This is a genomic window from Mycobacterium venezuelense (assembly GCF_054919535.1).
Genome location: NZ_JBONDW010000033.1, coordinates 35,631 through 59,444 on the forward strand (window position 1 = coordinate 35,631; position 23,814 = coordinate 59,444).

Annotated in this window: 23 protein-coding genes; 14 read left to right on the plus strand and 9 right to left on the minus strand. The window is 67.0% G+C overall.

Annotated elements, in window-relative coordinates; all coding sequences use genetic code 11:
• Entirely contained in the window at nucleotides 1-831 is an 831-nt protein-coding gene (locus ACRCUN_RS32680) for a thioesterase family protein (protein WP_462145775.1), read from the plus strand.
• Nucleotides 832-892: 61 nt separating this feature from the next.
• Here ACRCUN_RS32680 and ACRCUN_RS32685 read toward each other — a convergent pair whose 3' ends face one another.
• The gene (locus ACRCUN_RS32685; RefSeq protein ID WP_462145752.1) at nucleotides 893-2,149 is read right to left on the minus strand and encodes a cytochrome P450; all 1,257 of its coding nucleotides are present in this window, start codon (nucleotides 2,147-2,149) and stop codon (nucleotides 893-895) included.
• Nucleotides 2,150-2,235: 86 nt separating this feature from the next.
• Between ACRCUN_RS32685 and ACRCUN_RS32690 the strand changes: the two genes are divergently transcribed.
• Together ACRCUN_RS32690 and ACRCUN_RS32695 are read left to right on the plus strand one after the other, a co-directional pair.
• Entirely contained in the window at nucleotides 2,236-2,787 is a 552-nt protein-coding gene (locus tag ACRCUN_RS32690) for a TetR/AcrR family transcriptional regulator (protein WP_462145753.1), read from the plus strand.
• Nucleotides 2,784-4,982 (plus strand): glycoside hydrolase family 3 C-terminal domain-containing protein, encoded by a 2,199-nt coding sequence (locus ACRCUN_RS32695; protein WP_462145754.1) that lies wholly within the window; start codon nucleotides 2,784-2,786, stop codon nucleotides 4,980-4,982. Before ACRCUN_RS32690 ends, ACRCUN_RS32695 begins: the two co-directional genes overlap by 4 nt.
• On the opposite strand, the gene ACRCUN_RS32700 is transcribed toward ACRCUN_RS32695, so the two are convergent.
• Nucleotides 4,963-6,138, minus strand: a complete 1,176-nt coding sequence (locus ACRCUN_RS32700; RefSeq protein WP_462145755.1) for a CaiB/BaiF CoA transferase family protein — start codon at nucleotides 6,136-6,138, stop codon at nucleotides 4,963-4,965. The two genes, ACRCUN_RS32695 and ACRCUN_RS32700, sit on opposite strands and share 20 nt — an antisense overlap.
• Before the next feature lie 54 nt (nucleotides 6,139-6,192).
• On the opposite strand from ACRCUN_RS32700, the gene ACRCUN_RS32705 reads away from it, so the two are divergent.
• The 4 genes from ACRCUN_RS32705 to ACRCUN_RS32720 all read left to right on the plus strand — a co-directional run bounded on the left by ACRCUN_RS32705 (nucleotide 6,193) and on the right by ACRCUN_RS32720 (nucleotide 10,014).
• A complete protein-coding gene (locus tag ACRCUN_RS32705) occupies nucleotides 6,193-7,332 on the plus strand; it encodes a phosphotransferase (protein ID WP_462145756.1) in 1,140 nt (379 codons plus the stop codon).
• Nucleotides 7,333-7,375: 43 nt separating this feature from the next.
• Nucleotides 7,376-7,927, plus strand: coding sequence for a TetR/AcrR family transcriptional regulator (locus ACRCUN_RS32710; RefSeq protein ID WP_462145757.1), 552 nt, complete (start codon nucleotides 7,376-7,378; stop codon nucleotides 7,925-7,927).
• Between the two features lie 177 nt (nucleotides 7,928-8,104).
• The gene (locus ACRCUN_RS32715; RefSeq protein ID WP_462145758.1) at nucleotides 8,105-9,589 is read left to right on the plus strand and encodes an aldehyde dehydrogenase family protein; all 1,485 of its coding nucleotides are present in this window, start codon (nucleotides 8,105-8,107) and stop codon (nucleotides 9,587-9,589) included.
• Complete coding sequence (locus tag ACRCUN_RS32720) at nucleotides 9,589-10,014, plus strand: nuclear transport factor 2 family protein (RefSeq protein WP_462145759.1); 426 nt, start codon at nucleotides 9,589-9,591, stop codon at nucleotides 10,012-10,014. The genes ACRCUN_RS32715 and ACRCUN_RS32720 overlap by 1 nt, the downstream gene beginning before the upstream one ends.
• A 1-nt stretch (nucleotide 10,015) precedes the next feature.
• Here the strand turns inward: ACRCUN_RS32720 and ACRCUN_RS32725 are convergent, their stop codons facing one another.
• The 6 genes from ACRCUN_RS32725 to ACRCUN_RS32750 all read right to left on the minus strand — a co-directional run bounded on the left by ACRCUN_RS32725 (nucleotide 10,016) and on the right by ACRCUN_RS32750 (nucleotide 15,242).
• Entirely contained in the window at nucleotides 10,016-11,038 is a 1,023-nt protein-coding gene (locus ACRCUN_RS32725; RefSeq protein WP_462145760.1) for a DUF4365 domain-containing protein, read from the minus strand.
• Between the two features lie 63 nt (nucleotides 11,039-11,101).
• On the minus strand, nucleotides 11,102-12,199 hold the full coding sequence (gene rlmN / locus ACRCUN_RS32730) for a dual-specificity RNA methyltransferase RlmN (protein ID WP_462145761.1): 1,098 nt from the start codon (nucleotides 12,197-12,199) through the stop codon (nucleotides 11,102-11,104).
• A 39-nt stretch (nucleotides 12,200-12,238) separates the two neighbouring features.
• Nucleotides 12,239-13,117: a phosphatidate cytidylyltransferase gene (locus tag ACRCUN_RS32735; protein WP_462145762.1), complete on the minus strand. Its 879-nt coding sequence runs from the start codon at nucleotides 13,115-13,117 to the stop codon at nucleotides 12,239-12,241.
• On the minus strand, nucleotides 13,117-13,674 hold the full coding sequence (gene frr, locus ACRCUN_RS32740) for a ribosome recycling factor (protein WP_462145763.1): 558 nt from the start codon (nucleotides 13,672-13,674) through the stop codon (nucleotides 13,117-13,119). The genes ACRCUN_RS32735 and frr overlap by 1 nt, the downstream gene beginning before the upstream one ends.
• 14 nt (nucleotides 13,675-13,688) lie before the next feature.
• The gene (pyrH, locus tag ACRCUN_RS32745) at nucleotides 13,689-14,435 is read right to left on the minus strand and encodes a UMP kinase (RefSeq protein ID WP_067852321.1); all 747 of its coding nucleotides are present in this window, start codon (nucleotides 14,433-14,435) and stop codon (nucleotides 13,689-13,691) included.
• Between the two features lie 126 nt (nucleotides 14,436-14,561).
• Nucleotides 14,562-15,242, minus strand: a complete 681-nt coding sequence (locus tag ACRCUN_RS32750) for a class I SAM-dependent methyltransferase (RefSeq protein WP_462145764.1) — start codon at nucleotides 15,240-15,242, stop codon at nucleotides 14,562-14,564.
• A 36-nt stretch (nucleotides 15,243-15,278) separates the two neighbouring features.
• Here ACRCUN_RS32750 and ACRCUN_RS32755 point away from each other — a divergent pair, with 36 nt between their 5' ends.
• Nucleotides 15,279-15,707, plus strand: coding sequence for a MarR family winged helix-turn-helix transcriptional regulator (locus ACRCUN_RS32755; protein WP_067852318.1), 429 nt, complete (start codon nucleotides 15,279-15,281; stop codon nucleotides 15,705-15,707).
• A 63-nt stretch (nucleotides 15,708-15,770) separates the two neighbouring features.
• Here the strand turns inward: ACRCUN_RS32755 and ACRCUN_RS32760 are convergent, their stop codons facing one another.
• Nucleotides 15,771-17,105, minus strand: a complete 1,335-nt coding sequence (locus tag ACRCUN_RS32760; protein WP_462145765.1) for an MFS transporter — start codon at nucleotides 17,103-17,105, stop codon at nucleotides 15,771-15,773.
• A gap of 265 nt (nucleotides 17,106-17,370) precedes the next feature.
• On the opposite strand from ACRCUN_RS32760, the gene ACRCUN_RS32765 reads away from it, so the two are divergent.
• The 6 genes from ACRCUN_RS32765 to ACRCUN_RS32790 form a co-directional block, all read left to right on the plus strand.
• A complete protein-coding gene (locus ACRCUN_RS32765) occupies nucleotides 17,371-18,270 on the plus strand; it encodes a DeoR/GlpR family DNA-binding transcription regulator (RefSeq protein WP_462145766.1) in 900 nt (299 codons plus the stop codon).
• On the plus strand, nucleotides 18,267-19,355 hold the full coding sequence (locus ACRCUN_RS32770) for an alcohol dehydrogenase catalytic domain-containing protein (RefSeq protein WP_462145767.1): 1,089 nt from the start codon (nucleotides 18,267-18,269) through the stop codon (nucleotides 19,353-19,355). The genes ACRCUN_RS32765 and ACRCUN_RS32770 overlap by 4 nt, the downstream gene beginning before the upstream one ends.
• Before the next feature lie 37 nt (nucleotides 19,356-19,392).
• The gene (locus tag ACRCUN_RS32775) at nucleotides 19,393-20,235 is read left to right on the plus strand and encodes a class I fructose-bisphosphate aldolase (protein WP_462145768.1); all 843 of its coding nucleotides are present in this window, start codon (nucleotides 19,393-19,395) and stop codon (nucleotides 20,233-20,235) included.
• 6 nt (nucleotides 20,236-20,241) lie between these two features.
• A complete protein-coding gene (locus ACRCUN_RS32780) occupies nucleotides 20,242-21,735 on the plus strand; it encodes a xylulokinase (protein ID WP_462145769.1) in 1,494 nt (497 codons plus the stop codon).
• A complete protein-coding gene (locus tag ACRCUN_RS32785; protein ID WP_462145770.1) occupies nucleotides 21,732-22,685 on the plus strand; it encodes a 2-hydroxyacid dehydrogenase in 954 nt (317 codons plus the stop codon). The genes ACRCUN_RS32780 and ACRCUN_RS32785 overlap by 4 nt, the downstream gene beginning before the upstream one ends.
• Before the next feature lie 6 nt (nucleotides 22,686-22,691).
• A partial coding sequence (locus ACRCUN_RS32790; protein WP_462145771.1) for a glycerate kinase occupies nucleotides 22,692-23,814 on the plus strand: 1,123 nt, incomplete at its 3' end.

Genomic DNA, 23,814 nt, shown 5'->3' on the forward strand with positions numbered 1-23,814 from the left:
ATGTCGGATTCCTACTACGAGCTGATCGACCACGCCGATCCGCGTGGCCACAGGTTTGCCGCAACGGACATGGTGCGCGGCACCTGGTCGGCGGCCATCCAGCACGCGGCTCCGGTCTCGGCGCTGCTCGTCCGTGCACTGGAACGCTGCGAGCAGCGTGCCGACACCCGCCTGTCCCGCGTCGCGATCGATCTCCTTGGCGGCGTGCCGTCGGAAGGTGACCTGTGGGTGCGCGCCGAGCTGGAACGGCCCGGCAAGCAGATCGAGTTGCTCAGTGCCGAGATGCTGGCACCGGGTCCCGACGGTGAACCGCGAACGGTCGCGCGGGCAAGCGGTTGGCGCATGCTCACGCTCGACACCGCTGCGCTGCAACATGCCGCGCCGCCGCCCCTGCCGCCGCTGGAACAGGCCAGCAGTCGCGACATGGCCAAGAACTGGCAACCCAATTACGTCCACAGCCTGGATTGGCGATGGCTGACCGTTCCACAGGCCCCCGGCCCCGGCGAGTCATGGCTGCGGCCGACCGTCGATCTCGTCAAGGGTGAGGCGATGACACCCCTGCAGCGGTTGTTCGCCGTCGCCGACGACGCGAACGGCATCGGCTCGAAGATCGACATCCGCAAGTGGACGTTCCTCAACACCGATCTGGTGGTGCACATCCACCGGATCCCGGACGGCGAATGGATCGGCATCCGTGCCGACACCAATTACGGGCCGGACGGCATCGGCACCACGGTGGGCACGCTGTTCGATCAGGCCGGAGCGGTGGGCGCGATCCAGCAGTCGGTGCTGGTGCGTCCTCGCCCACCCAAACTCGGCGAGCAGACGTAGAGTCGCACTGTTTCAAGGGTTTCCGTGCGAGTCTGCGCCTGCTCGACCAAGGAAGTCGGGCCTACCGGACGTGGGCCGGTACGCGCTTGATGCCGTGGACGAAACTGCTGTAGAGCATTTCCGGCTCACCGAACTCGACGGTCTTGAGACGGGTCAGCAGCTCGCGGAACAAGTTTCGCAATTCGCTCTTGGCAAGTTGGTTGCCGAGGCAGAAGTGCGGCCCCCCGCCGCCGAATCCGATCTGCGGGTTCGGAGACCGGCTCAGATCGAAGCGCTGCGGATTGCCGAAGACCGTCTCGTCGCGATTGGCCGAGCAGTAGAACAGGCCCACCTTGTCACCCGCGCAGATCTTCTGGCCGGCCAGCTCGACATCTTGCGTCGCGAAGCGCGCGAACTGGATCACCGGGGTCGCCCACCGGACGAACTCTTCGGTCGCCAAACCGATCCGGCCGTCGAAATCCTCCATGAGCCAATCCCGTTGGTCCGGATGGGCGGCCAGCGCCATCATCGCGTGCGTCGTGGTCTGCTTGGTGGTGTCATTGCCCGCGGACGCGAGCAGGATGAGAAAGGCCCCGATCTCCTCGTCGGTGAGCCGATGACCGTCGACTTCGGCGTTGACGATGCTCGTCATCAGATCGTCACCCGGATTGGCCCGGCGGAACTTGGCCAGCTCGACGCCCGTGTTGGAGATCAGCATGATCTCGTTGATGGTGTCCATGGCGCGTTCTTCGATGCTCGAGTACTCGTCGTCGCTCATGCTGAACAGCTTTTCGGCGGCCTTCGCGAGCGCAGGCTGATCGGCGGCGGGAACACCGAGCATTTCCGAGATGGTCAACATCGGCAGCCGCGCCGAGCACGCTTCGACGAAGTCGATGTCGCCGGCACCGACCAGATCGTCGACCACCGCGACGGCGTTGGCATGGATCTGTTCCTCGATTCGGCGCACGTTGCGTGGCGTGAACGCCGAACTGATGAGCCGGCGGTAGGTGGTGTGCTCAGGCGGGTCCATCATCAGGAAGAACGTGGCGAATTTCTGCACCTCCGCAGGCATCGGATCGAGGGCAACACCCTGCGCCGAGGTGAAGATCTCGGGATGCTGGCTGGCGAACTGGATGTCGGCCCGTCGGGTCAACGCCCAGAATCCCGGCTCCTCGACGTCGAACAGCGTCGACAGCGGCTGGTGCCAGCTGAGTCCCTCCCCCGCCCGCAACCGCGCGAACGTCTCGTCGCGCTTGGCGAACGGCTGGCTCCAGAAGTCGTGCGACGTGATGTCGAACGGGCTGTATTCGCGTGCCTGCGGCGAGCTGGCAACTGTCACGTGGATTCCCTCCTGCGGGGCGTGCGACGGCATCGGCACACCAGATTTAGCGTGACAGTTCGCCATTAGTTTGTAAAGCTGTGACGATGCCTGCCGTGTCGTCCGACGATGACGAGAGCACCACGCGTGAGCGCATCCTTGCCGCAACCGCCGAAGTGCTCGGCAACAACGGGATGACGAAACTCAGCCTGTCCGAGGTGGCTTCGCACGCCGGGGTGTCGCGGCCGACCCTCTACCGCTGGTTTGCCTCCAAGCAGGATCTGCTCGACGCGTTCGTCGTATGGGAACGCTCGTACTACGAACAGGCGGTGGCAGCGGCCACCGTCGGCCTGCCCGCCGCCGAACGCCTCGACGCCGCGCTGCGCATCATCGTCGAGTATCAGCAGTCCTATCCCGGGCTGCGCATGGTCGACATCGAACCCGACCACGTGATCAAACGGTTGGCGCAGATCATCCCCCGCATGCGAGAACGGCTCGAGCGCGTGTCGCCGGGTCCGGACGCTTCGCTGGCCGCTGCCACCGCGGTGCGTGTTGCGATATCGCACTACCTGGTCCGTGGCGACGACGACGAAGATTTCCTGGCCCAGCTGCGGCATGCGGCCCGCGTCAGAAACCGAAGCTACCCTCGGGAAGGGTGAACGAACCCCGAACCGATATCACCGAGCTCACCCTGGAACAGCGGGCCGCATTGGGCAGCGGCGCGAGCTTCTGGACCACCAAGGCCATCGGTGAAGTCCCCGCGATCGTGCTCACCGACGGGCCGCACGGCGTACGTCGGCAATCCGGTAACGCGACAGACCATTTGGGTATCGGCGAAAGTAAACCGGCCACGTGCTTCCCACCCGCGGCCGGGCTCAGCCAGACCTGGGACCCCGAGCTGGTGGAGCGCATCGGCATGGCCCTCGGCGACGAGTGCCGGTCGCTCGACGTGCACGTACTGCTCGGTCCCGGCGTCAACATCAAGCGTGACCCGCGGTGCGGCCGCAACTTCGAGTACTACTCGGAGGACCCGCTGCTGTCCGGTGCGCTCGGGGCGGCGTGGGTGCGCGGGGTGCAGAGCCGCGGGGTCGGCGCTTCGGTGAAACACTTCGCGGCCAACAACGCCGAGCACGACCGTATGCGGGCCAGCTCCGATGTCGATGCCCGAACCTTGCGCGAGATCTATCTGCGGGCCTTCGAACATGTCGTACGCCACGCGCAGCCGTGGACGGTGATGTGTTCGTACAACCGCATCAACGGTGTTCATGCCGCCGAGAACGCCTGGCTACTCACGAAAGTGCTGCGCGACGAGTGGGGGTTCGACGGCGTCGTCGTCAGCGACTGGGGTGCGGTGCGCGATCGGGTCGCGGCCGTCGCGGCGGGACTCGACCTGGAGATGCCGTCGGCCGGAGGTGTCACCGACGCCGATGTCGTGGCGGCGGTGACCGCGGGGACGCTCGATGACGCCGCGGTGACGCGCGCAGCCGAACGGGTCGCGCTCCTCGCGGCCCGCACGAGCGAAAACGCGGTGACCACTGGATCATTCGACGGCGACGCGCACCATCACCTGGCCCGCGAGGCGGCCCGCCGTGCCGTGGTGCTGCTCAAGAACGACGATGACCTGCTCCCGTTGGCACCCTCGGCACTGGCGGTCATCGGTCCCTTCGCGGAAAACCCCCGGTTTCAGGGCGGTGGCAGTTCGCACGTGAACCCGACGCGGGTGGACGTCCCCCTCGACGAAATTCGCGCGCTTGCCGGCGACCACGACGTGACCTACACCGCCGATGCGTCGGATGCCGTCGCGGCCGCGGCAGCCGCCGACACCGCGATCGTCTTCCTCGGGTTGACCGCCGAGGACGAATCCGAGGGATACGACCGCGAACACATCGACCTGCCCGCCGACCAGATAGAGCTGCTACGCGCGGTCGCCGAGGTTCAGCCACGCACCGTCGTGGTGCTCGCGCACGGTGGCGTCGTTCGCCTGGGTCCCGTCGCGGATCTGGCGCCGGCGATCCTCGACGGCGCCCTGCTCGGTCAGGCAGGCGGCGGCGCGATCGCGGACGTGTTGTTCGGCGTGGTCAATCCGTCGGGGCGGCTTGCCGAGACGGTGCCGGTGCGCCTGGAGGACACGCCGGCCTATCTGAACTTCCCGTCCGAGAACGGCCACACCGTCTACGGCGAGCGAATCTTCGTCGGTTACCGCTGGTTTGACGCCCGCGACCTGAAGGTGACCTATCCGTTCGGCCACGGGCTGTCCTACACCCGGTTCGACTACTCGGATCTGGAGGTGTCCGACGACCTGACGGTGCTGGTGCGGGTGACCAACACCGGCTCCCGCGCGGGCCGGGAAGTGGTTCAGGTCTACGCGTCGCTGCCCGGGTCCCGGATGAGCAGGCCGCCCCGGTGGCTGATCGGATTCACCGGCGTCACGTTGTCGCCCGGCGAACATCGTTCCGTCGAAATCCCCATCAGCCGAACAGCTCTCACGTACTGGGATGTCGACGCCGAAGATTGGGTTCTCGAAGGCGGTGACTACACCGTGTCGGTTGGCGCGTCGAGCAGGGACCTGCGCCTGCACGCGACCACGACGCTGCCCGGCGACGAGATTCACTCATTGTTCACCGGCGAATCGACGCTCGGCGAGATCCTGGCCGACCCGCTCGCGGCGCCGATCGCACTCGAAGCACTGAGCAAAGCCGCCCCGGCGGGCGCCGACACGACGGCCCTCGGCACCGATCTGTTGCGAATGCTGGCCTCGATCCCGATCGGGCGGATGGTCGGGTTCTCCGGCGGTCAGGTCACGCGCGACCAACTCGACGAGCTGCTGAGCGCCATCAACTCCCGTCGCGCGTGACACCGCGCAGCTCGGCGAGGATCTCCTCGGTGTGTTCGCCGAGCGCCGGAGCGGCCCAGCGTGGGTGGGCGGGTGTCGCGGAGAAATCGGCCGGGGTCGCCACCATGGGCATGCTCGAATCCGCGTCCGGCACATAGACGATTCCCCCGGCGGCATGGAACTGCTCGTCTGCGACGACGTCGTCGAGGGTGTTGATGGGCGACCAGAAAAAATCCGGTTCGGCATCGAAAAGCTCGGCCCACTGTGCGAGTGGGCGGGCGGCGAACAGCACGTCCAGCTCGGCGATCAGTTCGCGGGCGTTGGCGAAACGGTCACGCGCCGTGGTGAATCGCGCATCGGTGAGCCAATCGGTGCGCCCCACGACCCGGCACAACGCGGGCCAGTGCCGCTCACCTTGCAGACCGACGATCCAGAACCGCTTACCGTCCCCGGCGACGTAGTTGTTCATGCACGGGTTGGCCATCGTGTCGCGCTGGCCGATCGCCACCTTCCTGCCGCTCATCAGGAGGGTGTTCAGATCGAAGCTCACGGTGTATGCGCCCTGTCGATAGAGCGACGTGCTCACCAATTGCCCCGCACCGGTTCGGGTTCGGGCAAGTAGGGCAGCACAGACCGCAGCGGCCAACGTCATTCCCGCAGAGTGGTCGCCCATGCCGCCGCGTTGGAAGGGCGGCGTGTCGCCGGGCCTGGTCAGCAGATCGGCAAGTCCCGCACGCGCCCAGAATGCCGCGACGTCATACGCGGCCCGGTCGGCGTCGGGCCCCGCCAAGCCGTACCCGGTGATCAACCCGTAGACCAGACGTGGGTTGCGCGCGGCCACGGTCCCGAAGTCCAGGCCGAGCCGGTTCAGCGCGGCGGGTCGCACGTTGGTGACGAAAACGTCTGCAGTGTCGAGCAATTCGGCCACGATGGCGCGGCCCTCGTCGGTGGTCAGGTCGACGACGATGCTGCGCTTGGAGCGGTTGTCCATCTCGAAGGGCGGATTGACATCGGTGTCCAGGCCGAGCATGCGGCCGAAGGTCCGCGCCGGATCACCCGCCGGCGGTTCGACCTTGATGACGTCGGCACCCCAGTCGGCGAGGATTCCGCCTGCCGCGGGTGCCGCAACCCAGACACCGAGTTCGACGACCCGGAACCCCTCCATCGGACCTGTCATCGACGCCCTTCCGATTCACATTTACAATTCCGACTTCATTTGTAAACTTGGTGGATGTCCACGATGGCCCGTCGCGTCACCCAAGTACTCGGCCTGGCCGCACACCTCGGCCACGGCGTGCAACGTATCGCAACAGACGCGACCGTCGGCCGCATGCGCACTTTTCCGCGACAGGTGGCCGATCTCGACGCCGCCTACCTCTCGCGGCTCACCGGGCGCACCGTGCGTTCGGTGTCGGTGATCGACGGCGACTCGGGCACGTCGTCGCGGGCCCGGCTCAGCCTCACCGGCGACGACGTGCCGGAATCGGTGTTCGTGAAGATGCCCGCCGAGACGGCGGCGACGCGGCTCATGGGCGAGCTCGGCCGCCTCGCGCACACCGAGGTCCGGTTCTACGAGCAGCTCGCCGCGGGCCTGCCAGGGGTGCCGCGACTTCACGGCTCGGCTTTCGATCCGCTGACCGGCCGGTTCGTGCTCGTGCTCGAGGACCTGGCACTGCAATCGTGCGAGTTCCCCGACACGCTGCATCCGCTCGACAAGGACCGCGCCTGCCTCACGGTCGAACTCCTCGCCCGGGTGCACGCGACCTTCTGGGACCGCCTGCCGCGCCGCGCCGGGCGCGGTCCGCTGGGCTGGCTGTACTCGGCTTCGGGCGACCACACCTCCCTGTTGACCGGGTCGCTGCTGAAGATGTCGGCGCGCCGGCTCGCCGAGAGCACCGACATTCCAGTCGCCAACGGCCGGTTCATCGACGAGAACTATCGCGCGGCGGCGCAGCTGCTCGATCGACCGCCGCACACCGTTATGCACGGCGACGCGCACCCCGGCAATCTGTACTTCCGCGGCGGCGCGGCGGGCCTGCTGGACTGGCAGGCCGTCCGGCGCGGCCATCCCGGCCGGGAGCTCGCGTATACCCTGATCACCAGCATGACCACGACCGACCGACAATCCGCCGAGCGCGATCTTCTCGACGCTTACCGCAGCGCCCTGGCCGCAGCGGGCGGGCCCGAGCTGGACCGTGACGAGCTGTGGGAGCGCTACCGGATGGGCGCGTTGTACGCCTACACCGCGCCGGTCATCACCGCGGGCATGGGCGGCATGCAGGCCGAGGGCATCGCGCTGGAGGGTGCCCGGCGCGGGGTCGCGGCGTTGGAGGACCTGGAGACTGTGGCATTGCTCAAGAAGTTGATGTGATGGCCCTACCATTTGGGGGAACCACAACCATTAAGGCTTGGACGTGAATGAACCTTTGCCCGCGCAGCGGGATGTGCCGAACGAAGACACCTCGACGCGCCACCGGATCCTGGTGGCGACGGCCGAGGTACTCGCGCGCAGCGGTCAGACCAAGCTGAGCCTGTCCGAGGTCGCGCTGCAGGCCGGGGTGTCGCGACCGACGCTGTACCGCTGGTTCGCCGACAAGCAGGAACTGCTCGACGCGTTCGGCCGCTACGAGCGCGAGATGTTCGACAACGGCATCGGTCGCGCGACGGTGGGTTTGCGGGGCACCGAAAAACTCGACGCCGCACTGCGGTTCATCGTTCAGTACCAGCAGTCCTATTCGGGCGTCCGATTGGTCGACATCGAACCGGAAGTGGTGATCGCCCAACTGGCGCACGTCATACCGATCATGCGGGCCCGGCTCCTCAAACTGCTGTCCGGTCCCAATGCCGCGGTCAAGGCCGCCACCGCGATCCGGGTCGCGGTATCGCATTACATCGTGCGCAGCGACGACGGCGATCAGTTCCTTGCCCAATTGCGCCACGCCGTGGGCATCAAGCAAGCCGACTGATCGACGCCACGGCCGCCGTTGGCCCGCCATTGTCACGCTGGCGTGGCACTCGGCGCCCGCAGCCACACCGGCGTGACAATGGCGGCCAAGGGCCCCGCTCGGCCGGCATTGGGCGAGTGATCAATGAGTTCGGCCAAGGGGATGACACTGGCGCACATTTTTGTAAAGCTAGTCAGCATGACCCAGGTGCAGAGCGACAGTGGCGTGCTCGCCGGCGACGAACGAATGCTCATTGACGGCGAACTCCAATACACCGGCAGCGGTGCAAAATTCGACGTGATCCACCCCGCGACCGAAGAGATTGCCGGCCAGGCCACCGACGGCACGGTGGCCGATGTCGAGAACGCCGTCGGCGCGGCGCGACGGGCCTTCGACGAAACCGACTGGAGCCGCGACGTCGAGTTCCGCCACCACTGCTTGATGCAACTGCACGAGGCCCTGGAAGCCGACAAGGAACGGCTGCGCCGGATCCTGGTGACCGAGGTCGGGTGCCCCGTCACGGTGACCGGTAGCCAGATCGAGGACCCGATCGGCGAGGTCAAGCACTGGGCCGAGCACGGCAAGAACTTCGAGTACGTCGTCGACACCGGGGTGCACCAGACCCAGCTGGGACCCGCCCGGCGCAAGATCGCCTACGAGCCGGTCGGTGTGGTCGGGGCGATCACGCCGTGGAACGTCCCGTTCTACCTCAACATCGCCGAGACCGTTCCCGCGTTGATGGCAGGCAACACCGTCGTGCTCAAGCCGGCCCAGCTGACGCCGTGGTCGGGCACCGAACTCGGTCGCGTCGTCGCCGAGCACACCGACATACCGGCCGGTGTGTTCAACGTCGTCGTCTCGAACGCCAATGAGGTCGGTGCCGCGCTGTCGGCCGATCCGCGCGTCGACATGATCACGTTCACCGGGTCCACCGCGACCGGACGCGCGATCCTGGCCGCCGGGGCGCCGACGGTCAAGAAGACTCTGCTGGAGCTGGGCGGCAAGTCGGCCCACATCGTGCTCGACGACGCCGACTTCAACTCCGCGCTGCCGATCGCGGCGATGATGGCCTGCGTGATGAGCGGGCAGTCCTGCATCCTGCCCAGCCGCATCCTGCTCCCCCGCAGCCGCTACGACGAAGGCCTCGAGATCCTCAAGGGCGCCATGGAGAACTTTCCGGTCGGTGACCCGTGGACGCCGGGCATCATGCAGGGCCCGCAGATCAGCGCCACGCAGCGCGAGAAGGTGCTGGGGCTCATCGCATCCGGTCTCGACTCGGGAGCCCGGCTCATCACCGGCGGCGGAGTGCCCGAGAGCCTGCCCACCGGCTACTACGTCGCGCCCACTCTGCTGGCCGACGTCGACCCGGATGCCCGCGTCGCGCAGGAGGAGATCTTCGGGCCGGTACTCACGGTGACCCCGTACGACACCGACGACGACGCCGTTGCCATCGCCAACAACTCGATCTACGGCCTGTCCGGCGAGGTCTCGTCCACCGACGTCGACCGGGCGTTCGCGATCGCCCGACGGATCCGTACCGGCAACGTCACGATCAACAGCCGCAGCCACTTCGGGATCAACAGCCCGTTCGGCGGCACCAAGCAGAGCGGGTTGGGCAGGCGCAACGGCGAGGAAGGCTTCAAGGAGTACTTCGAATCCAAGACCATCGGGATGCCCGACTAGTGGACGTTCAGCGGCTTGCCGACGAGTTGGAGATCTCGGCCCTGCTGACCCGCTACGCGCGCGGGGTCGACTCCAAAGACTGGGACACCTACCGGTCGGTGTTCACCGAGGACGCGCACATCGACTACACCTCGGCCGGAGCGATCGCAGGCAGCCGCGACGAAGTGGCCGACTGGCTGGCCGCCGGTTTCGCGGCGATCCCGTGGACGATGCACTACATCACCAACATCGACGCTCAGATCGACGGCGACACCGCGACCGTGCGGGCGATGTTCTACAACCCCATGCAGTTGCCGGGGATGTCGGACATGAGCGCGTGCGGCGGCTACTACCACCACGAACTGGTGCGCACCGCTGACGGCTGGCGCAGCCGCAGCCTCCGCGAGCAGAACCTGTGGTTCACCAACGCGCCGGCTCGGGCCTGAGTCAACCAGCTCCGAGTTGCGCAACCGTCGGCGCACCATAGGCCGCACGCATCCGTCGGCGCCGGTTCAATTCTCGAATGACGAAGAACAGAACCAGGATCAGCATTCCCTTGCTTGCGAGCTCGGCACCCAACGTCGAGATCACTCGTGCGACCCTCGGCGACAGCTCTACCTGGGAGAGCACGCAGTAAGCCACGAGTGGCACGCCGCCCAAACAGCGCAGCAGCATTGCCGACCGCCCCGCTACTTGCTCGAAATACGCTGCAACCAAGGCCAATACCGCAAACGCAGCCACGACCGCGGTCCAGGCCCACGGGTTTGTGATCGTCACATGCCTGACCGCGAACAGGTGAACGAGCACCAAGGTGAGGGCACCGCTCATGAGGATCGTTGCCAGCGTGGCGAACAACGCGGCGTTGCCAACCGAACCGTGGTTGCGCTCCACCCAATTCGCGATGAATGAGAAGGCCCTGTTGGGCACACCCCCGACAACCGACGGCTCGACCGGCGAGCGCCCCCTCGCCAACCGCGCCATCACACGGCGTCGGCCAATTCCGCGCCACGCCCGCTGCGTGTGATCGATCGGACGGATCAACCCACGCGCTTCTGCGATCACCGCGGCGATGTTCTGCCGAGTCAGGACCTGCTCCTCGCGCACCGGCACCGCCCGCGAGTTCGGCGTCTCCTGGAGATGCCCGGTGATGTTGCACCAGTACAGCATCCGCATCTCCGGGTCGAAGACCACACCGATGACGGGCACGTTGGTCGTCCGCCAGATCTCCGCGTGCTTCCCGACCGGAATCGCGTACCCGAACGATCTGCGATACGTACTGCCAGACTTCACCTGAACAGCGATGTGCGCCCCGGTCGGATGGCCGTCCTCCACCAATTGGACATACAGATCCAGGCCATGGTCTTTTGTGCCGTCCACTTGGTGAACGATGTGGCCCGCGGACTCGAGCAACGCGACAGCGGCATTCACCCCCGCGCGCTCAACGCTGAAATTGCCCCGTCGCCGCACCATCGCTCCCCCTCCGCACCGTTGCGGCCAACGATACGAACGGGGACCGACAAGTGATGTGAGCGCTCAGCCCTCGGCTGCCAATTGACCGCAGGCCGCGGCGATCTCGCGGCCACGGGTGTCGCGCACGGTGCAGGACACCCCCCGCTCGCGGACCCGTCTGACGAACTCGCGCTCGACCGGCTTGGGGCTGGCATCCCACTCGCTACCCGGGGTCGGATTGAGCGGGATGAGGTTGACGTGCACGAGCGGCCCGAGCGCGGCGTGCAGCTTCTTACCGAGAAGGTCCGCGCGCCACGGCTGGTCGTTGACGTCGCGGATCAGCGCGTACTCGACGGACACCCGGCGACCGGTGACGTCGGCGTAGTAGCGCGCGGCATCGAGAACTTCGTGGACCGGCCATCTGTTGTTGACGGGAACGAGGGTGTCGCGCAATTCGTCGTCGGGGGTGTGCAGGGACACCGCCAGGGTGACACCGAGACGTTCGTCGGCCAGCTTGCGGATCGCCGGCGCCAGACCGACGGTCGACACCGTCACCGACCTGGCGCTGATCCCGAAGCCGTGAGGCGGCGGCGCAATGATGCGGCGCACCGCGGCCAGCACGCGGTTGTAGTTGGCCAGCGGCTCACCCATGCCCATGAAGACGATGTTCGACAGGCGGCCGTCATGTTCGGTTCGCATCGCGGCCGATGCGGCGCGGACCTGTTCGAGAATCTCGGCGGTGGACAGGTTGCGCTTCAGCCCGCCCTGGCCCGTCGCACAAAACGGGCACGCCATGCCGCAGCCGGCCTGCGACGATATGCACACGGTGTTGCGCTGCGGGTACCGCATCAGCACGGACTCGAACGTCGTCCCGTCAACCGCACGCCACAGCGTCTTGCGCGTCTCACCGGCATCGCACTGGATTTCGCGGGCCGGCGAGATCAGCGTCGGGAACAGCGCTTCGGCCACCTGGTCGCGCACCGCGGCAGGCAGGTCGGTCATCTGTTGCGGATCGGCGATCAGCCTGCCGTAGTACTGATTGGCGAGCTGTTTGGCCCGGAAGGCCGGTAGACCCAGCTCAGTGACGGCTGCCGCGCGCCCGGCTTCGTCGAGGTCGGCAAGGTGCCGCGGCGGCATGGCACGGCGCGGGGCATCGAAGATCAAAGGCAGGGATCCGGGCATGGTGAAACACCAGTATCTCACCCGGCAAGCAGTGCTCGCTCACGCCAGCAGCGACAGCACGATCCAGGTGGCGACGGCCGAGGGCAGAACCGAGTCGATGCGGTCCATGATCCCGCCGTGACCGGGCAGCAAGGTTCCCATGTCTTTGATCCCGAGATCCCGCTTGACCTGGGATTCGACCAGGTCACCGAGAGTTCCGGTGATCACCAGCATGATGCCGAGCGGAATACCGACCCAGGCCGGTTTGTCCAGCAGAAACTCCACGGACAGCACCGATACGACGATGCCGAGCACGAGCGAGCCGCACAGCCCCTCCCACGATTTCTTGGGGCTGATCGCGGGCACCATCGGATGCTTGCCGAACAGCACCCCGGCCGTATAGCCGCCCACGTCGGAGGCCACCACGCCCAGCATCAGGCAGAACACCCGTCCGGCGCCGTCGTCGGGATAGATCAACAGCGCGCCGAACGCGCCGAACAACGGTATCCACGCCGCCAGGAACACCGTCACAGAGACATCGCGCAGGTAATTCGACGGGGCGGCCGACAACCCGCCACTCAGCAGGCGCCAGATCAGACACAGCACCACGGTGCCGCCGAACCCGCCCAACGCGCCCGCGGCACCGAACGGCCAGGTCAGCCACACGATGGCTTGGCCGCCGAGCAGCAGCGGCACGACCGGGATGGAGAATCCGCCGTCGCGCAACCGGCGGACGACCTCGTGCGTGGCGACCGCCATGGCGACCGCGACGACCGCGACCCAGACATGCGGTGCGAACAGCAGTATGGCGATGATGGATCCGCCGAGGGCGACCCCGACGGCGATGGCAGCCGGCAGATTGCGACCGGCGCGCGACTGCTTCTTCGGCGGTTCTCCGACCGGTGTGCTTGCCACGGACCCTGCTTGCTGATCGGTCATTAGACCTCCAGCAGCTCGCCTTCTTTGTGCTTGACCAGTTCGTCGATCTGATTGGTGTAGGTGTGTGTCGACTTGTCGAGTTCCTTCTCGGCCCGGCCCACCTCGTCCTCGCCTGCCTCGCCGTCCTTCTTGATGCGGCTCAGCTCTTCCATCGCCTTGCGGCGGATGTTGCGAACCGACACCTTCGCGTCCTCGCCCTTGGACTTGGCTTGCTTGACGAGGTCGCGACGACGTTCCTCGGTCAGCTGCGGGATGGCCACCCGGATGATGTTGCCGTCATTGCTGGGGTTGACGCCGAGGTCGGAGTTGCGGATCGCGTCCTCGATGGTCCGCAGCTGAGACGCCTCGTATGGCTTGATGACGACCAAGCGCGCCTCGGGCACGTTGATGCTCGCGAGCTGCGTGATCGGCGTCATCGCGCCGTAGTAGTCGATGTTGATGCGGGAGAACATGCCGGGATTGGCTCGGCCGGTGCGAATCGACGCCAAGTCGTCGCGGGCCACGGTCACGGCCTTTTCCATCTTCTCTTCTGCGTCGAAGAGAGTTTCGTCGATCACTGTTCTTTCTCCCGTCAGGTGGTGACCAGTGTTCCGATCTTCTCACCCGCCACCGCACGAGCGATATTGCCGTCGGTCAGGAGATTGAACACCAGAATCGGCATGCCGTTGTCCATGCAGAGACTGAACGCCGTCGCGTCGGCCACCTTGAGTCCCCGATCGATGACCTCGCGGTGGGTGATCGCGGTTAGCAGCTCGGCATTGGGGTCCTCGCGCGGGTCGGCGGTGAACACGCCGTCGACCGCCTTGGCCATCAGCACGACCTCGGCGCCGATCTCCAGGGCACGCTGGGCAGCCGTGGTGTCGGTCGAGAAGTACGGCAGGCCCATGCCTGCGCCGAAGATGACGACCCGGCCCTTTTCCAGGTGGCGTACCGCCCGCAGCGGTATGTACGGCTCGGCGACCTGACCCATCGTGATGGCCGTCTGCACGCGGGTATCGATGCCTTCCTTCTGCAGAAAGTCCTGCAGGGCAAGGCTGTTCATGACGGTACCGAGCATGCCCATGTAATCGGACCTGGTGCGCTCCATGCCGCGCTGCTGCAGCTGGGCACCGCGGAAGAAGTTGCCGCCGCCGATGACGACCGCGATCTGGGCGCCGCTGCGGACGACTTCGGCGATCTGGCGCGCGACCAGGGCGACGACGTCGGGGTCGAGCCCGACCTGTCCGCCGCCGAACATTTCCCCGCCGAGTTTCAGCAGCACCCGCGAATAGAGCGGTCGAATAGGTGCTGCCTGGCCGGCGACATTCGGATCCGCCATCGCTCTCCTCGGCACTCCTCGCATTAGAGAGCCATCCCGGCGATTGCCCAGGACGGCAACTCCATCCTGCCCTATGTCGGGGCTTTCGCGTTGCCGGGGGGAGCCGAGTGTCGCCGCCGGCCGGGACTAACCGAGGTGGGCCTGCAGCAACCAGGCGGCGACCGACTTGCGGCCGTTGCCCTCCTCGCGGATGTCGAGACCTGCGAAATCCCTGAAGTTCACGAATTCCGGCGGCACGTTGGCGTGGATGCGGGCCGGGCGGATGTCGTCGATCACCCAGTACTTGCCGACGATGTCGCGTAGTTCGTCGTCGCTGACCGGGTTGGCCGGCCCGGTGTCGCCCATGGTGGCCTTGTCGAATACGAGGACGAAGTACGACGCGCCGGGCGCGGCCGCGCGCACGATCGACTGCTGGTAGCCCTCGCGGAGTTCGACGGGCATGGAGTGGAAGAGCGTGCTGTCGACGATCGTGCCGAAGCGGCCGTCATATCCGGTGAACGAACTGATGTCGGCGACGTCGAAGCTGGCGTTGGTCAAACCCCGCTTGGCGGCCTCGGCACGGGCGAGTTCGATTGCGGTCGGCGACTGGTCGAGCCCGACCGTCGTGAAGCCGCGCTCGGCCAGGTACAGCGCGGTGGCGGCTTCGCCGCAGCCGGCGTCGAGCACGTCGCCGTGGAACTTGCCCGCTTCGATGAGCGCGGCGATCTCGGGCTGTGGCTCGCCGATGCTCCAGGGCGGCCGGACGCCCGCGAACTCGGAAGCTTCACCGCGGTATGCAGATTCGAAGATGTCCTGTGGTGTGGTCATGCGTCCGGTATATCAACCTGGTTGATATGTGTCAATATGCTTGATATGAGTGACTTTCTTGAGGAGCAGCCTCTCGGCTACCTGATGTATCGCGTGGTCGCGGTACTGCAACCCAAGGTCGCCGCGCAGCTGCAGCCGCTGGGGTTGACGTTGCCCGAATTTGTCTGCCTGCGGATCCTGTCGATGGCCCCCGGGCAGTCCAACGCCGAACTCGCGCGCCACACCAACGTCTCCCCGCAGGCCATGAACAACGTTTTGCGCGGACTGCAGGACAAGGGTGCGGTGCGGCGGCCCGACACCGTCACGTCCGGCCGCGCCCTGCCCGCCGAGCTGACGCCGGAAGGGGCCGCACTGCTCAAGCGCGCCGAGGCCGCGGTGCTCGCCACCGAAGCGGATGTTCTCGCCAGCCTCACCGTCGACCAGCGGCGGGAACTCAAACGCCTGCTGGCCCACGCCGTCGACTGAGCGCCGAACGCGACGAATCCCCCGATTCCCTTGGGAATCGGGGGATTTCGCGTCAGCCACCGTCTAGCGGATGGGCTCCACCCGCTTGATCAGCAGCCCGAAGCACAGCGCCCCGGCCACGACGACCACGCCGGTGAGCACCAACGGGAATTCGAACGACCCGGTCGCGCCATACAGCGCCCCGATCACGATCGGGCTGAGCGCACTGCCGATGTTGGAGAAGAAGTTCTGCGTGGCACCCAAGCTGGCCACGGTGCTGGAGTCGACGACGTCGGCGGGCAGGCACCAGATCGTGACGATCGTGAACGCCGAGGCCGCATACGAGATCGACATCAGCGTCAGGGCTTGCCAGGCCTGCGGCGCGACGGCGGCGAGAGCGATCACCGAACACACGAGCATGCCGCCGACGAGGCAGGTCTTGCGGACACGGTTGAGCGACCAGCCACGCGCCAGCAGGTAATCGCCGACGAAACCGCCGATCCAGCTACCCAGGATGGCTGCGAGCGGCGGGATCATGCCGAAGACGCCGAGTTTGAGCAGATCGAACCCACGCTCCTCGACGAGGTACGACGGGAACCACGTCAGGAAGAACGTGATCATGAAGTTGAGGCAGAAGAAGCCGAGCATCATCCCCCACACCGTGCGGCGCCGGAAGAGTTCGACGAGCCGCATGGGTTTGGCGGCCGGATCGCGATTGGTCGCGGCCTGCTCCTTGTGGCTTTCGTGGATGATCGCCAATTCGGCTTCGTTGACCGCCGACATCACCTCGGGACGCCGGTACCACGCCCACCAGCCGATCGCCCACAACACACCGAGCGCACCGGCGAACAGGAATGCCGCCCGCCAGCCCCACAGGCCGATGATGAGGGCGATCAGCGGTGTCGCGGCCGCGCTGCCGATACGGGCGCCGCTGTCATAGACCGCCGTGGCGCGGCTACGCAGCCGCAACGGGAACCAGTGCGACACCGTCTTGGCGGCAGCCGGGTAGGCGCCGGCCTCACCCACCCCGAGGCCCAGCCGCAATCCCAGTAGTGCGCCGAAGCTGTTGACCACGCCGGTCGCGCCGGTGAACAGTGACCAGACCAGCACAGAGGCACCGAACATCACGCGTTCACCGAACCGGTCGATGAGGCGACCTGCCGGAATCTGCATGAGCGCGTAGCTCCACGAGAAGGCGCTGAGGATGAGGCCTTTCTCGGTCGGTGTGAGATGGAAGTCCTCGGTCATGAACGGCAGGCTCACCGACACCGCCGAGCGGTCGATGTAGTTGATGGCGAGGCCGACCGCGCAGAAAACCGCGACGGCCCATCGGATCCGGGACGCTCGACTGCGGCGTGAATCCGGGTCCGGTACGGGTTCTCCCGGTTTACCGTGCGTCATTGCCGGTGTGCTGGTCATGTTGTCGAGCCTCCGTGGATCAGACTTTGTGATTGTTTCGCGCATTTCGAGTGAGGGAAAGCCCGCCGATCACCAAACTGTGGTGCGCAACACAATCATCTTTCAAGTTCACCATGATTGAACCAATCATCTCGATTGTCAATAGGCAGCCTCTCTCCGCTATATGCGCACGGTTCGCGCAGTAGGACTAGCTCAACGCAACTTACATGCGCGTATCGCTCATATAACGTTGACTTGCACACATCGCGCATGTAGCGTTTGGTTCGTGACTCAGCCCACAGGCCGTGACGCCGAAGCCACCGACGGCGAGACGAGTGACGACGGCATCGTCCGCCGGCGAGATGTGCGCGGCGCCAAGCGCCGCGAGCAGATCCTGCATCTGCTGCAGACCGTCGAGTCGGGCTCGCTGAGCGTCGAGGAGATCGCCGAACGATTCGGTGTCTCGTTCGCGACCGTGCGTCGCGATCTGAGCCGGCTGCACCAGGACCGCCACATCACCCGTACCTACGGCGGCGTCGCGTTGACGGTTCCCACCGAGCTGTCGATTCATCAGCGCCATTTGGAGTTCACCCGGGAGAAGGACGCAATCGGGCGGCTCGCCGCCGAATCCGTCGCGGACGGCGCGGTCGTGATCCTCGACGCGGGAACCACCACCGAATTCGTGGCCCGGTACCTCGACGCCGAAGACATCACGGTGTTCACCAACGGCATCGGCGCGATCAACATCCTGATGCGCAAGGAAGACGTGTCGGTGGTCGTCCTCGGCGGTCGGCTGCGCCGCGTCAACGAGACCATCAGCGGCGCGGAGGCTGAGCACATGTTGCGCTCGGTTGTCGCCGACTATGCGTTCATCGGCGCCGACGCGGTGCACCCCGAATACGGCGTCGCCTCACGCACGCTCGAACAGAGCCGGCTCAAAACGCTGATGATGCAGCGGGCCAGGCAGACCATCGTGGTCGCCGACCACCGCAAGCTCGGCACCGACCAGTTCAGCTACTGGTCGGAGCTTCCGGCGCAGTGGCGCTTCGTCACCGACGACGGTGCCGAATCTGAAGCCCCCGCAACCGCCCTCGACGAACTGCGCCAGATCGGCGCACGCGTCGACCTCGCGCACCCGCTGCGCGCCCTGACCGACACCGCCGATGAGAGAGGCACCCAGCCGTGACGACCGCAACGTCGCAATCACGTGACACCGCAACCACTTCCGAGGCCAACACCTTCCGGCAAGCGGTGCTGTACCAGCCCAACGACATGCGCATCGAACAGGCGCCGATGCCGGTGCTGCAGCCCGGCGACGTCCTGCTGCGCGTCGACGCGGCTCTGCTCTGCGGCACCGACGTCCGGATCTTCGAGGGCCGCAAGCAGAAGAACGTCACCTTCCCATCGGTGCTCGGCCACGAGTTCGCCGGCACCGTGGTCGACGCCAACGGGCCACTGCCCGAAGGAATTCAGATGGGCGACCAGGTCGCGGTCTACCCGCTGGTCACCTGCGGATCGTGCACCGCATGCCGTCGCGGTCACGAGAACATCTGCCGCAACCGCCGGGCGTTCGGTTACCAGCTGACGGGTGGGTTATCCCAATACGTCCACGTGCCCGCCGTGGCGCGACAGAATCTCGTACCGGTGCCAGGTGTTGCGGCCACCCAGGCCGCCATCATCGAACCGGTGGCCTGCGCCTACAACGGCCAGCAACTCGCCGGGATGTCGAAGGCCCAGACCGCACTCATCGTCGGCTGCGGACCACTGGGCCTCATCCACGCCGGCCTCGCGAAGAGTTTCGGCGTGGAGAAGGTCGCCGCCGTCGACCCGATCGCCGGGCGGCGTGAGATGGCCACCCGGTTCGGCGCCGACCTCGTGCTGGAGCCGGGACCGGACACCGCGGCCGCGCTCGACGACTTCACCGAAGGCGGCATCGACGTGCTCGTCATGGCCATCGGCCGGATCGACGCGCTCACACCATATTTGGGCAGCCTGGCGCCCGGTGCCCGGGTGTCGGTGTTCGCCGGATTCGGCGCTGACGCCGACCTGGCGGTATCGGCCAACGATGTGCACTACAACGAATGGACCATCGTCGGCGCGTCGTCCTGCCGGCTGGACGGATTCCACGCCGTGGCGCCGATGGTCGCATCGGGTCAACTCCCGGTTTCCGAACTGATCGGAACGCAGCTGCCGCTTGACCGGGCCGTCGAGGCGATCGCGCTCGCCGGTTCAGGTGCCGACATGCGCGTCGGCGTCGACCCATGGGCCTGAACACCCGCCTGCCCCACGCCCCCACATAAGGAGAAGAATGACAACGACATTCACGCCCGCGTTCGACATCAACCGATCCGGGACCACGCCGGCGCTCGGCCGCGAACTCCGGCTGCGCCGGCTGTTCGCCGCCGACGGCCGCACCGTGACCGTCGCCCTCGACCAGGCCGTGCCGCGCGGTGTGGCGCCGCGCCTGGCCAACATCGGGCCGACGTTCGGCAGCATCGCCGACGGTGAGCCCGACGCCGTCACCATCACCAAGGGACTCGCGGGCCCGCTGTTCGGCGGGCGCGCCACACCCCTGCCCTGGATCCTGAAGGCGTCCATGTTCTCCGTGGAGTTCCACCCCACCTATGACGCCACCATCGGAACCGTCCACGACGCGATCCGGCTCGGCGCGGATGCGGTGGCCGTAGGGATCTCGGCCGGATCATCCAATCAAGTCGCGATGTTCGAGATGCTCACCAAGGTCGTCGAGGAAGCCCACACCTGGGGTCTTCCGGTGGTGTGCCACGCTTACCCGTCCGGCGAATTATGGGGTGACCGCAAAGGTTCCACCGAATCGGTGCTGTACGCGTCGCGTGCCGCCGCCGAGCTCGGCACCGACATCGTCAAGACCTGGTACACCGGTTCGACCGCCGAGTTCGCCAAGGTTGTCGAAGGCACGCCCGCGATCGTCGTCGCGGCAGGCGGCGCGCCCGCGCCCAGCCCGCTCGATGTGCTCAAGCAGGCCGCGTCGGTCGTCGAGGCGGGCGGTCACGGCATGACCGCGGGCCGCAACATCTGGCAGGCGCCCGACCCTGCGAAGATGGTCAGTGCCCTGAAAGCCGTCATTCACGGCGGCGACGCGCCCGAGGTCGCCGCCAAGCTGCTGGACTGACATCCCGTGGCCCATCTCGGAATCGACGTCGGCACGTCGGCCACCAAGGCCGTCGTAATCGACTCGGATGGAACGATTCTCGCCCGGTCCCGGGTTCCGCACCCGTCAGCGCGCGGGTGCGGCCCGGGCCGAGCGGATCCGGCGGCGTGGCACAGCAGCGTCGTCGCCGCCGTCAGGACAGTCGTCGCGACTCTCGGGGCGACCGCTCCCGCCGTCACCGGCGTCGGGCTGGACACCCACTGCCCCACCGCGTTACTGCTCGACGCGTCCGGGCGGCCGCTGACCGCCGGAGTCACGTGGGACCATGCGGGTTTGGCCGGACCCACCGCCGCACTGATCGACGCGCTCAGCGCAGACGAAGTTCGGCTCGTGGGAAACCACCTGATGCCCGCGACCGCGATGGGTGCGGCATACCGCTTGTTGCAGGCCATCGAGCCCGAAGCGCTCAGCGCGGCAACTACTTTCGGCCTGGCTGGAACGTGGCTCGGCCAATGGTTGACCGGGCAGCGGGCCATCGATCCGACTCAGGCCTCCTATACCGCGCTTATGTCGAGCACCGACGGCAGCTGCCAATGGTTGACCGACGTCCTGGACCGGTTCGGCATACCGGCACACCACCTGCCACCGATACGGCCGTCGCTGAGCGTTCTCGGCATGCTCAACCGTGACGCCGCAAAGACTCTCGGACTGCCGCATGACATTCCGGTGCTCGTCGGCTCGGGCGACACCCCCGCGGCGTCCTACGCGCTTGGCGCGGCACCCGGCGGCCGTCCGCTCTTCATCATGGGCACCACCCATGTGGTGTCCAACGCGCTGGCCGACCCCGACCCGAGAGCGCTGGCGCTGCAACGCTCCGACGTCCGGACCGGGCAATGGCTCATCAACGGGGTCATCAACGGCGGCGATGCCCTGGCCGACGGAGCCGCGAAGCTCGGATTCGGCACGGGTGACGCCGCAGTCGCCCAACTGGTGGCTGCCGCATTCGAGGCCGGCCCGGCCGGCCCCGGCGGGCCGGTGTTCATCCCGCACACCCGCCCCGAACGCGGTCCGCTGTGGTTCGACGCACCCCGAACGGCACTGCTCGGCCTCGATTCCGAAACGCCGACGCCGACCGCCGCCCGCGGCGTCGTCGAGGGCGTGCTGTTCGCCGACCGCATGATCATCGAGTCGTGCGTCGGCGCCGACCAGCGCACCCTCTACGTCAGCGGCGCGTTCGGTGACGAGCCCGCGCTGCCGCAACTGCTGGCCGACGTCCTGAACCGCGACATACTCGTGGTCGACGAGAGTCACCTCCCGGCACTCGGAGCGGCTGCCATGTGCGGTGAGGTCCTCGACGGGCGGGTGGTGACACCGCCCGCGACACGTCGCGTATCGCCCCGCATCGAATGGCGCGACGCCGTGGCCGAACGATGGGACAACTACCGCGACGTATGGTGCACAGTCACAGGTGTCGCACCGCTCGACACACTCGACGAAGCAACGACAAGGAATCTCTGTTGACGATCTACGTGTCGCGACTGCTCACCGACCGCGCCATGGCCCACCTCGATTCGCTGGGCGTGCCGGTGCGCGTCGGTGGCGAACAACCGCCGAGCCGGGCCGACCTCGAGGCCGGGATCGCGGGCGCCACCGCGGCCGTCGTGACGCTGACCGAACGGATCGATGCCGCGCTGCTAGCCACTGCCGGTGAGCAGCTCAAGGTCGTGGCCAACGTCGCCGTCGGTTACGACAACATCGACGTCCCAGCCGCCACGGCGGCCGGTGTCACCGTCACCAACACGCCAGGGGTGCTCGATCGGGCCACCGCCGACCATACGTTCGCGTTGATCTTGGCGGCGACGCGCCGAGTGGTCGACGGCGACCGATTCCTGCGGACCCGCGAGAAGTGGGTGTGGGGGCCGCGGATGCTCGTCGGCCTCGATGTCAGTGCCGGTGCCACGCTTGGCATCCTGGGCTACGGCCGGATCGGTAAGGCCGTCGCGAAGCGCGCGCAGGCCTTCGACATGACGGTCCTCGCGACCGCACGCAGTCGACAGCCCGGCAGCGAGGAGGACGGTGTCCGATTCGTCGACACCGACACTCTGCTCGCCGAAAGTGACGTGCTGAGCGTGCTCACGCCGCTGACGCCGCAGACCCACCATCTGATCGACGCGGCCGCTCTCGCGAAGATGAAACCGACCGCCTACCTGATCAACACCGCGCGGGGCGGAGTGGTCGACGAATCTGCTCTGATGGCCGCACTGCACGAAAGCCGGCTCCGCGGCGCCGCGCTCGACGTCTTCGAGAACGAACCCGATGTCGATCCGGCGCTTCTCGACGCGCCGAACCTCGTGCTCACGCCACACATCGCCAGTGCGGGCGAGGCGACACGAGACGCGATGGGTATCCTCGCAGTCGACAATGCCGCCGCGGTTCTCGCCGGGAAACCGGCGCTTACCCCTGTTCGATAGCACCGGATGAAAATCGTTCTCGCCCCGGACTCCTTCAAGGAGTCGATGACCGCGTCGCAAGCGGTTTCCGCCATGCGCGATGGAGTTCTGTCAGTGCTACCCGACGCGGAATGCGTCGGAGTGCCGATGGCAGACGGCGGTGAAGGAACGGTCGACGCCGTCGTGGACGCACTTGCCGGTGAACACATCACGGTCGAGGTGTCCGATCCGCTCGGCCGGCCGGTGCACGCGAAGTACGGCTACATACGCGACCGAAAGCTCGCCGTCGTCGAGATGGCTACCGCCTCCGGGCTGGAGCTGGTGACACCGGAGGATCGAGATGTCTTGCGGGCCAGCACTTTCGGGGTCGGCCAGCTGATCGCGAACGCATTGGACCACGGCGCCGCCGAACTGCTGGTCGGATTGGGCGGGTCGGCCACCAACGACGGCGGTGCGGGCATGCTCGCCGCGCTCGGGGCGGTACTCGCCGATGCGGACGGCGCACCGTTGCCGCCCGGTGGTGCCGCACTCGCACGGCTGGATCGCATCGACCTGACCGGACTGGACGCCCGGCTGGCCGATGTCCGGGTCAGAATCGCCTCGGACGTCACGGCCCCGCTTCTCGGAACAGGCGGCGCCAGCGCGATTTTCGGACCGCAGAAGGGCGCCACACCCGCCGACGTCGAGGTTCTCGAGGCGGCACTGGCGCGGTTTTCCGACGTGACCAAGACGACCCTGGGGCGGGCGCGGCCCGAAACCCCGGGTGCCGGAGCTGCCGGCGGCCTCGGCTTCGCACTCCTGGAATTCCTTGACGCCGAATGCGATCCCGGTGTGCAGGTCATCGCCGAAACCGTGGGTCTGAAGAAATCCGTGGCCGGCGCGGACTGGGTGTTCACCGGCGAAGGCAGCGTCGACGCGCAGACCATGCTGGGCAAGACCCCGTTCGGGGTGGCCGAGGTGGCCGGCCGCGCCGGTGCCCGCGTGGTGATCTTCGCGGGCCGGGTCGGCGACGATGCCGGCGTGCTGCTCGACAACGGTGTGGACCGGCTTGTCGCGATCACCGTGCCGGGTACGCCCATCGAACAGGCACTGCGTGAAGGGCCCGCATCGCTGACCCGCGCCGCCGCCGAGGTGTGCCGAGCGATCGTGG

Excerpts from the sequence above, each read along its gene's own strand:
- ACRCUN_RS32680 (WP_462145775.1), top strand. The coding sequence starts at position 1 with ATGTCGGATTCCTACTACGAGCTGATCGACCACGCCGATCCGCGTGGC.
- ACRCUN_RS32690 (WP_462145753.1), top strand. The coding sequence starts at position 2,236 with ATGCCTGCCGTGTCGTCCGACGATGACGAGAGCACCACGCGTGAGCGC.
- ACRCUN_RS32700 (WP_462145755.1), bottom strand. The coding sequence starts at position 6,138 with ATGACAGGTCCGATGGAGGGGTTCCGGGTCGTCGAACTCGGTGTCTGG.
- ACRCUN_RS32705 (WP_462145756.1), top strand. The coding sequence starts at position 6,193 with ATGTCCACGATGGCCCGTCGCGTCACCCAAGTACTCGGCCTGGCCGCA.
- ACRCUN_RS32715 (WP_462145758.1), top strand. The coding sequence starts at position 8,105 with ATGACCCAGGTGCAGAGCGACAGTGGCGTGCTCGCCGGCGACGAACGA.
- ACRCUN_RS32725 (WP_462145760.1), bottom strand. The coding sequence starts at position 11,038 with ATGGTGCGGCGACGGGGCAATTTCAGCGTTGAGCGCGCGGGGGTGAAT.
- rlmN (WP_462145761.1), bottom strand. The coding sequence starts at position 12,199 with ATGCCCGGATCCCTGCCTTTGATCTTCGATGCCCCGCGCCGTGCCATG.
- ACRCUN_RS32735 (WP_462145762.1), bottom strand. The coding sequence starts at position 13,117 with ATGACCGATCAGCAAGCAGGGTCCGTGGCAAGCACACCGGTCGGAGAA.
- pyrH (WP_067852321.1), bottom strand. The coding sequence starts at position 14,435 with ATGGCGGATCCGAATGTCGCCGGCCAGGCAGCACCTATTCGACCGCTC.
- ACRCUN_RS32750 (WP_462145764.1), bottom strand. The coding sequence starts at position 15,242 with ATGACCACACCACAGGACATCTTCGAATCTGCATACCGCGGTGAAGCT.
- ACRCUN_RS32755 (WP_067852318.1), top strand. The coding sequence starts at position 15,279 with ATGCTTGATATGAGTGACTTTCTTGAGGAGCAGCCTCTCGGCTACCTG.
- ACRCUN_RS32760 (WP_462145765.1), bottom strand. The coding sequence starts at position 17,105 with ATGACCAGCACACCGGCAATGACGCACGGTAAACCGGGAGAACCCGTA.
- ACRCUN_RS32775 (WP_462145768.1), top strand. The coding sequence starts at position 19,393 with ATGACAACGACATTCACGCCCGCGTTCGACATCAACCGATCCGGGACC.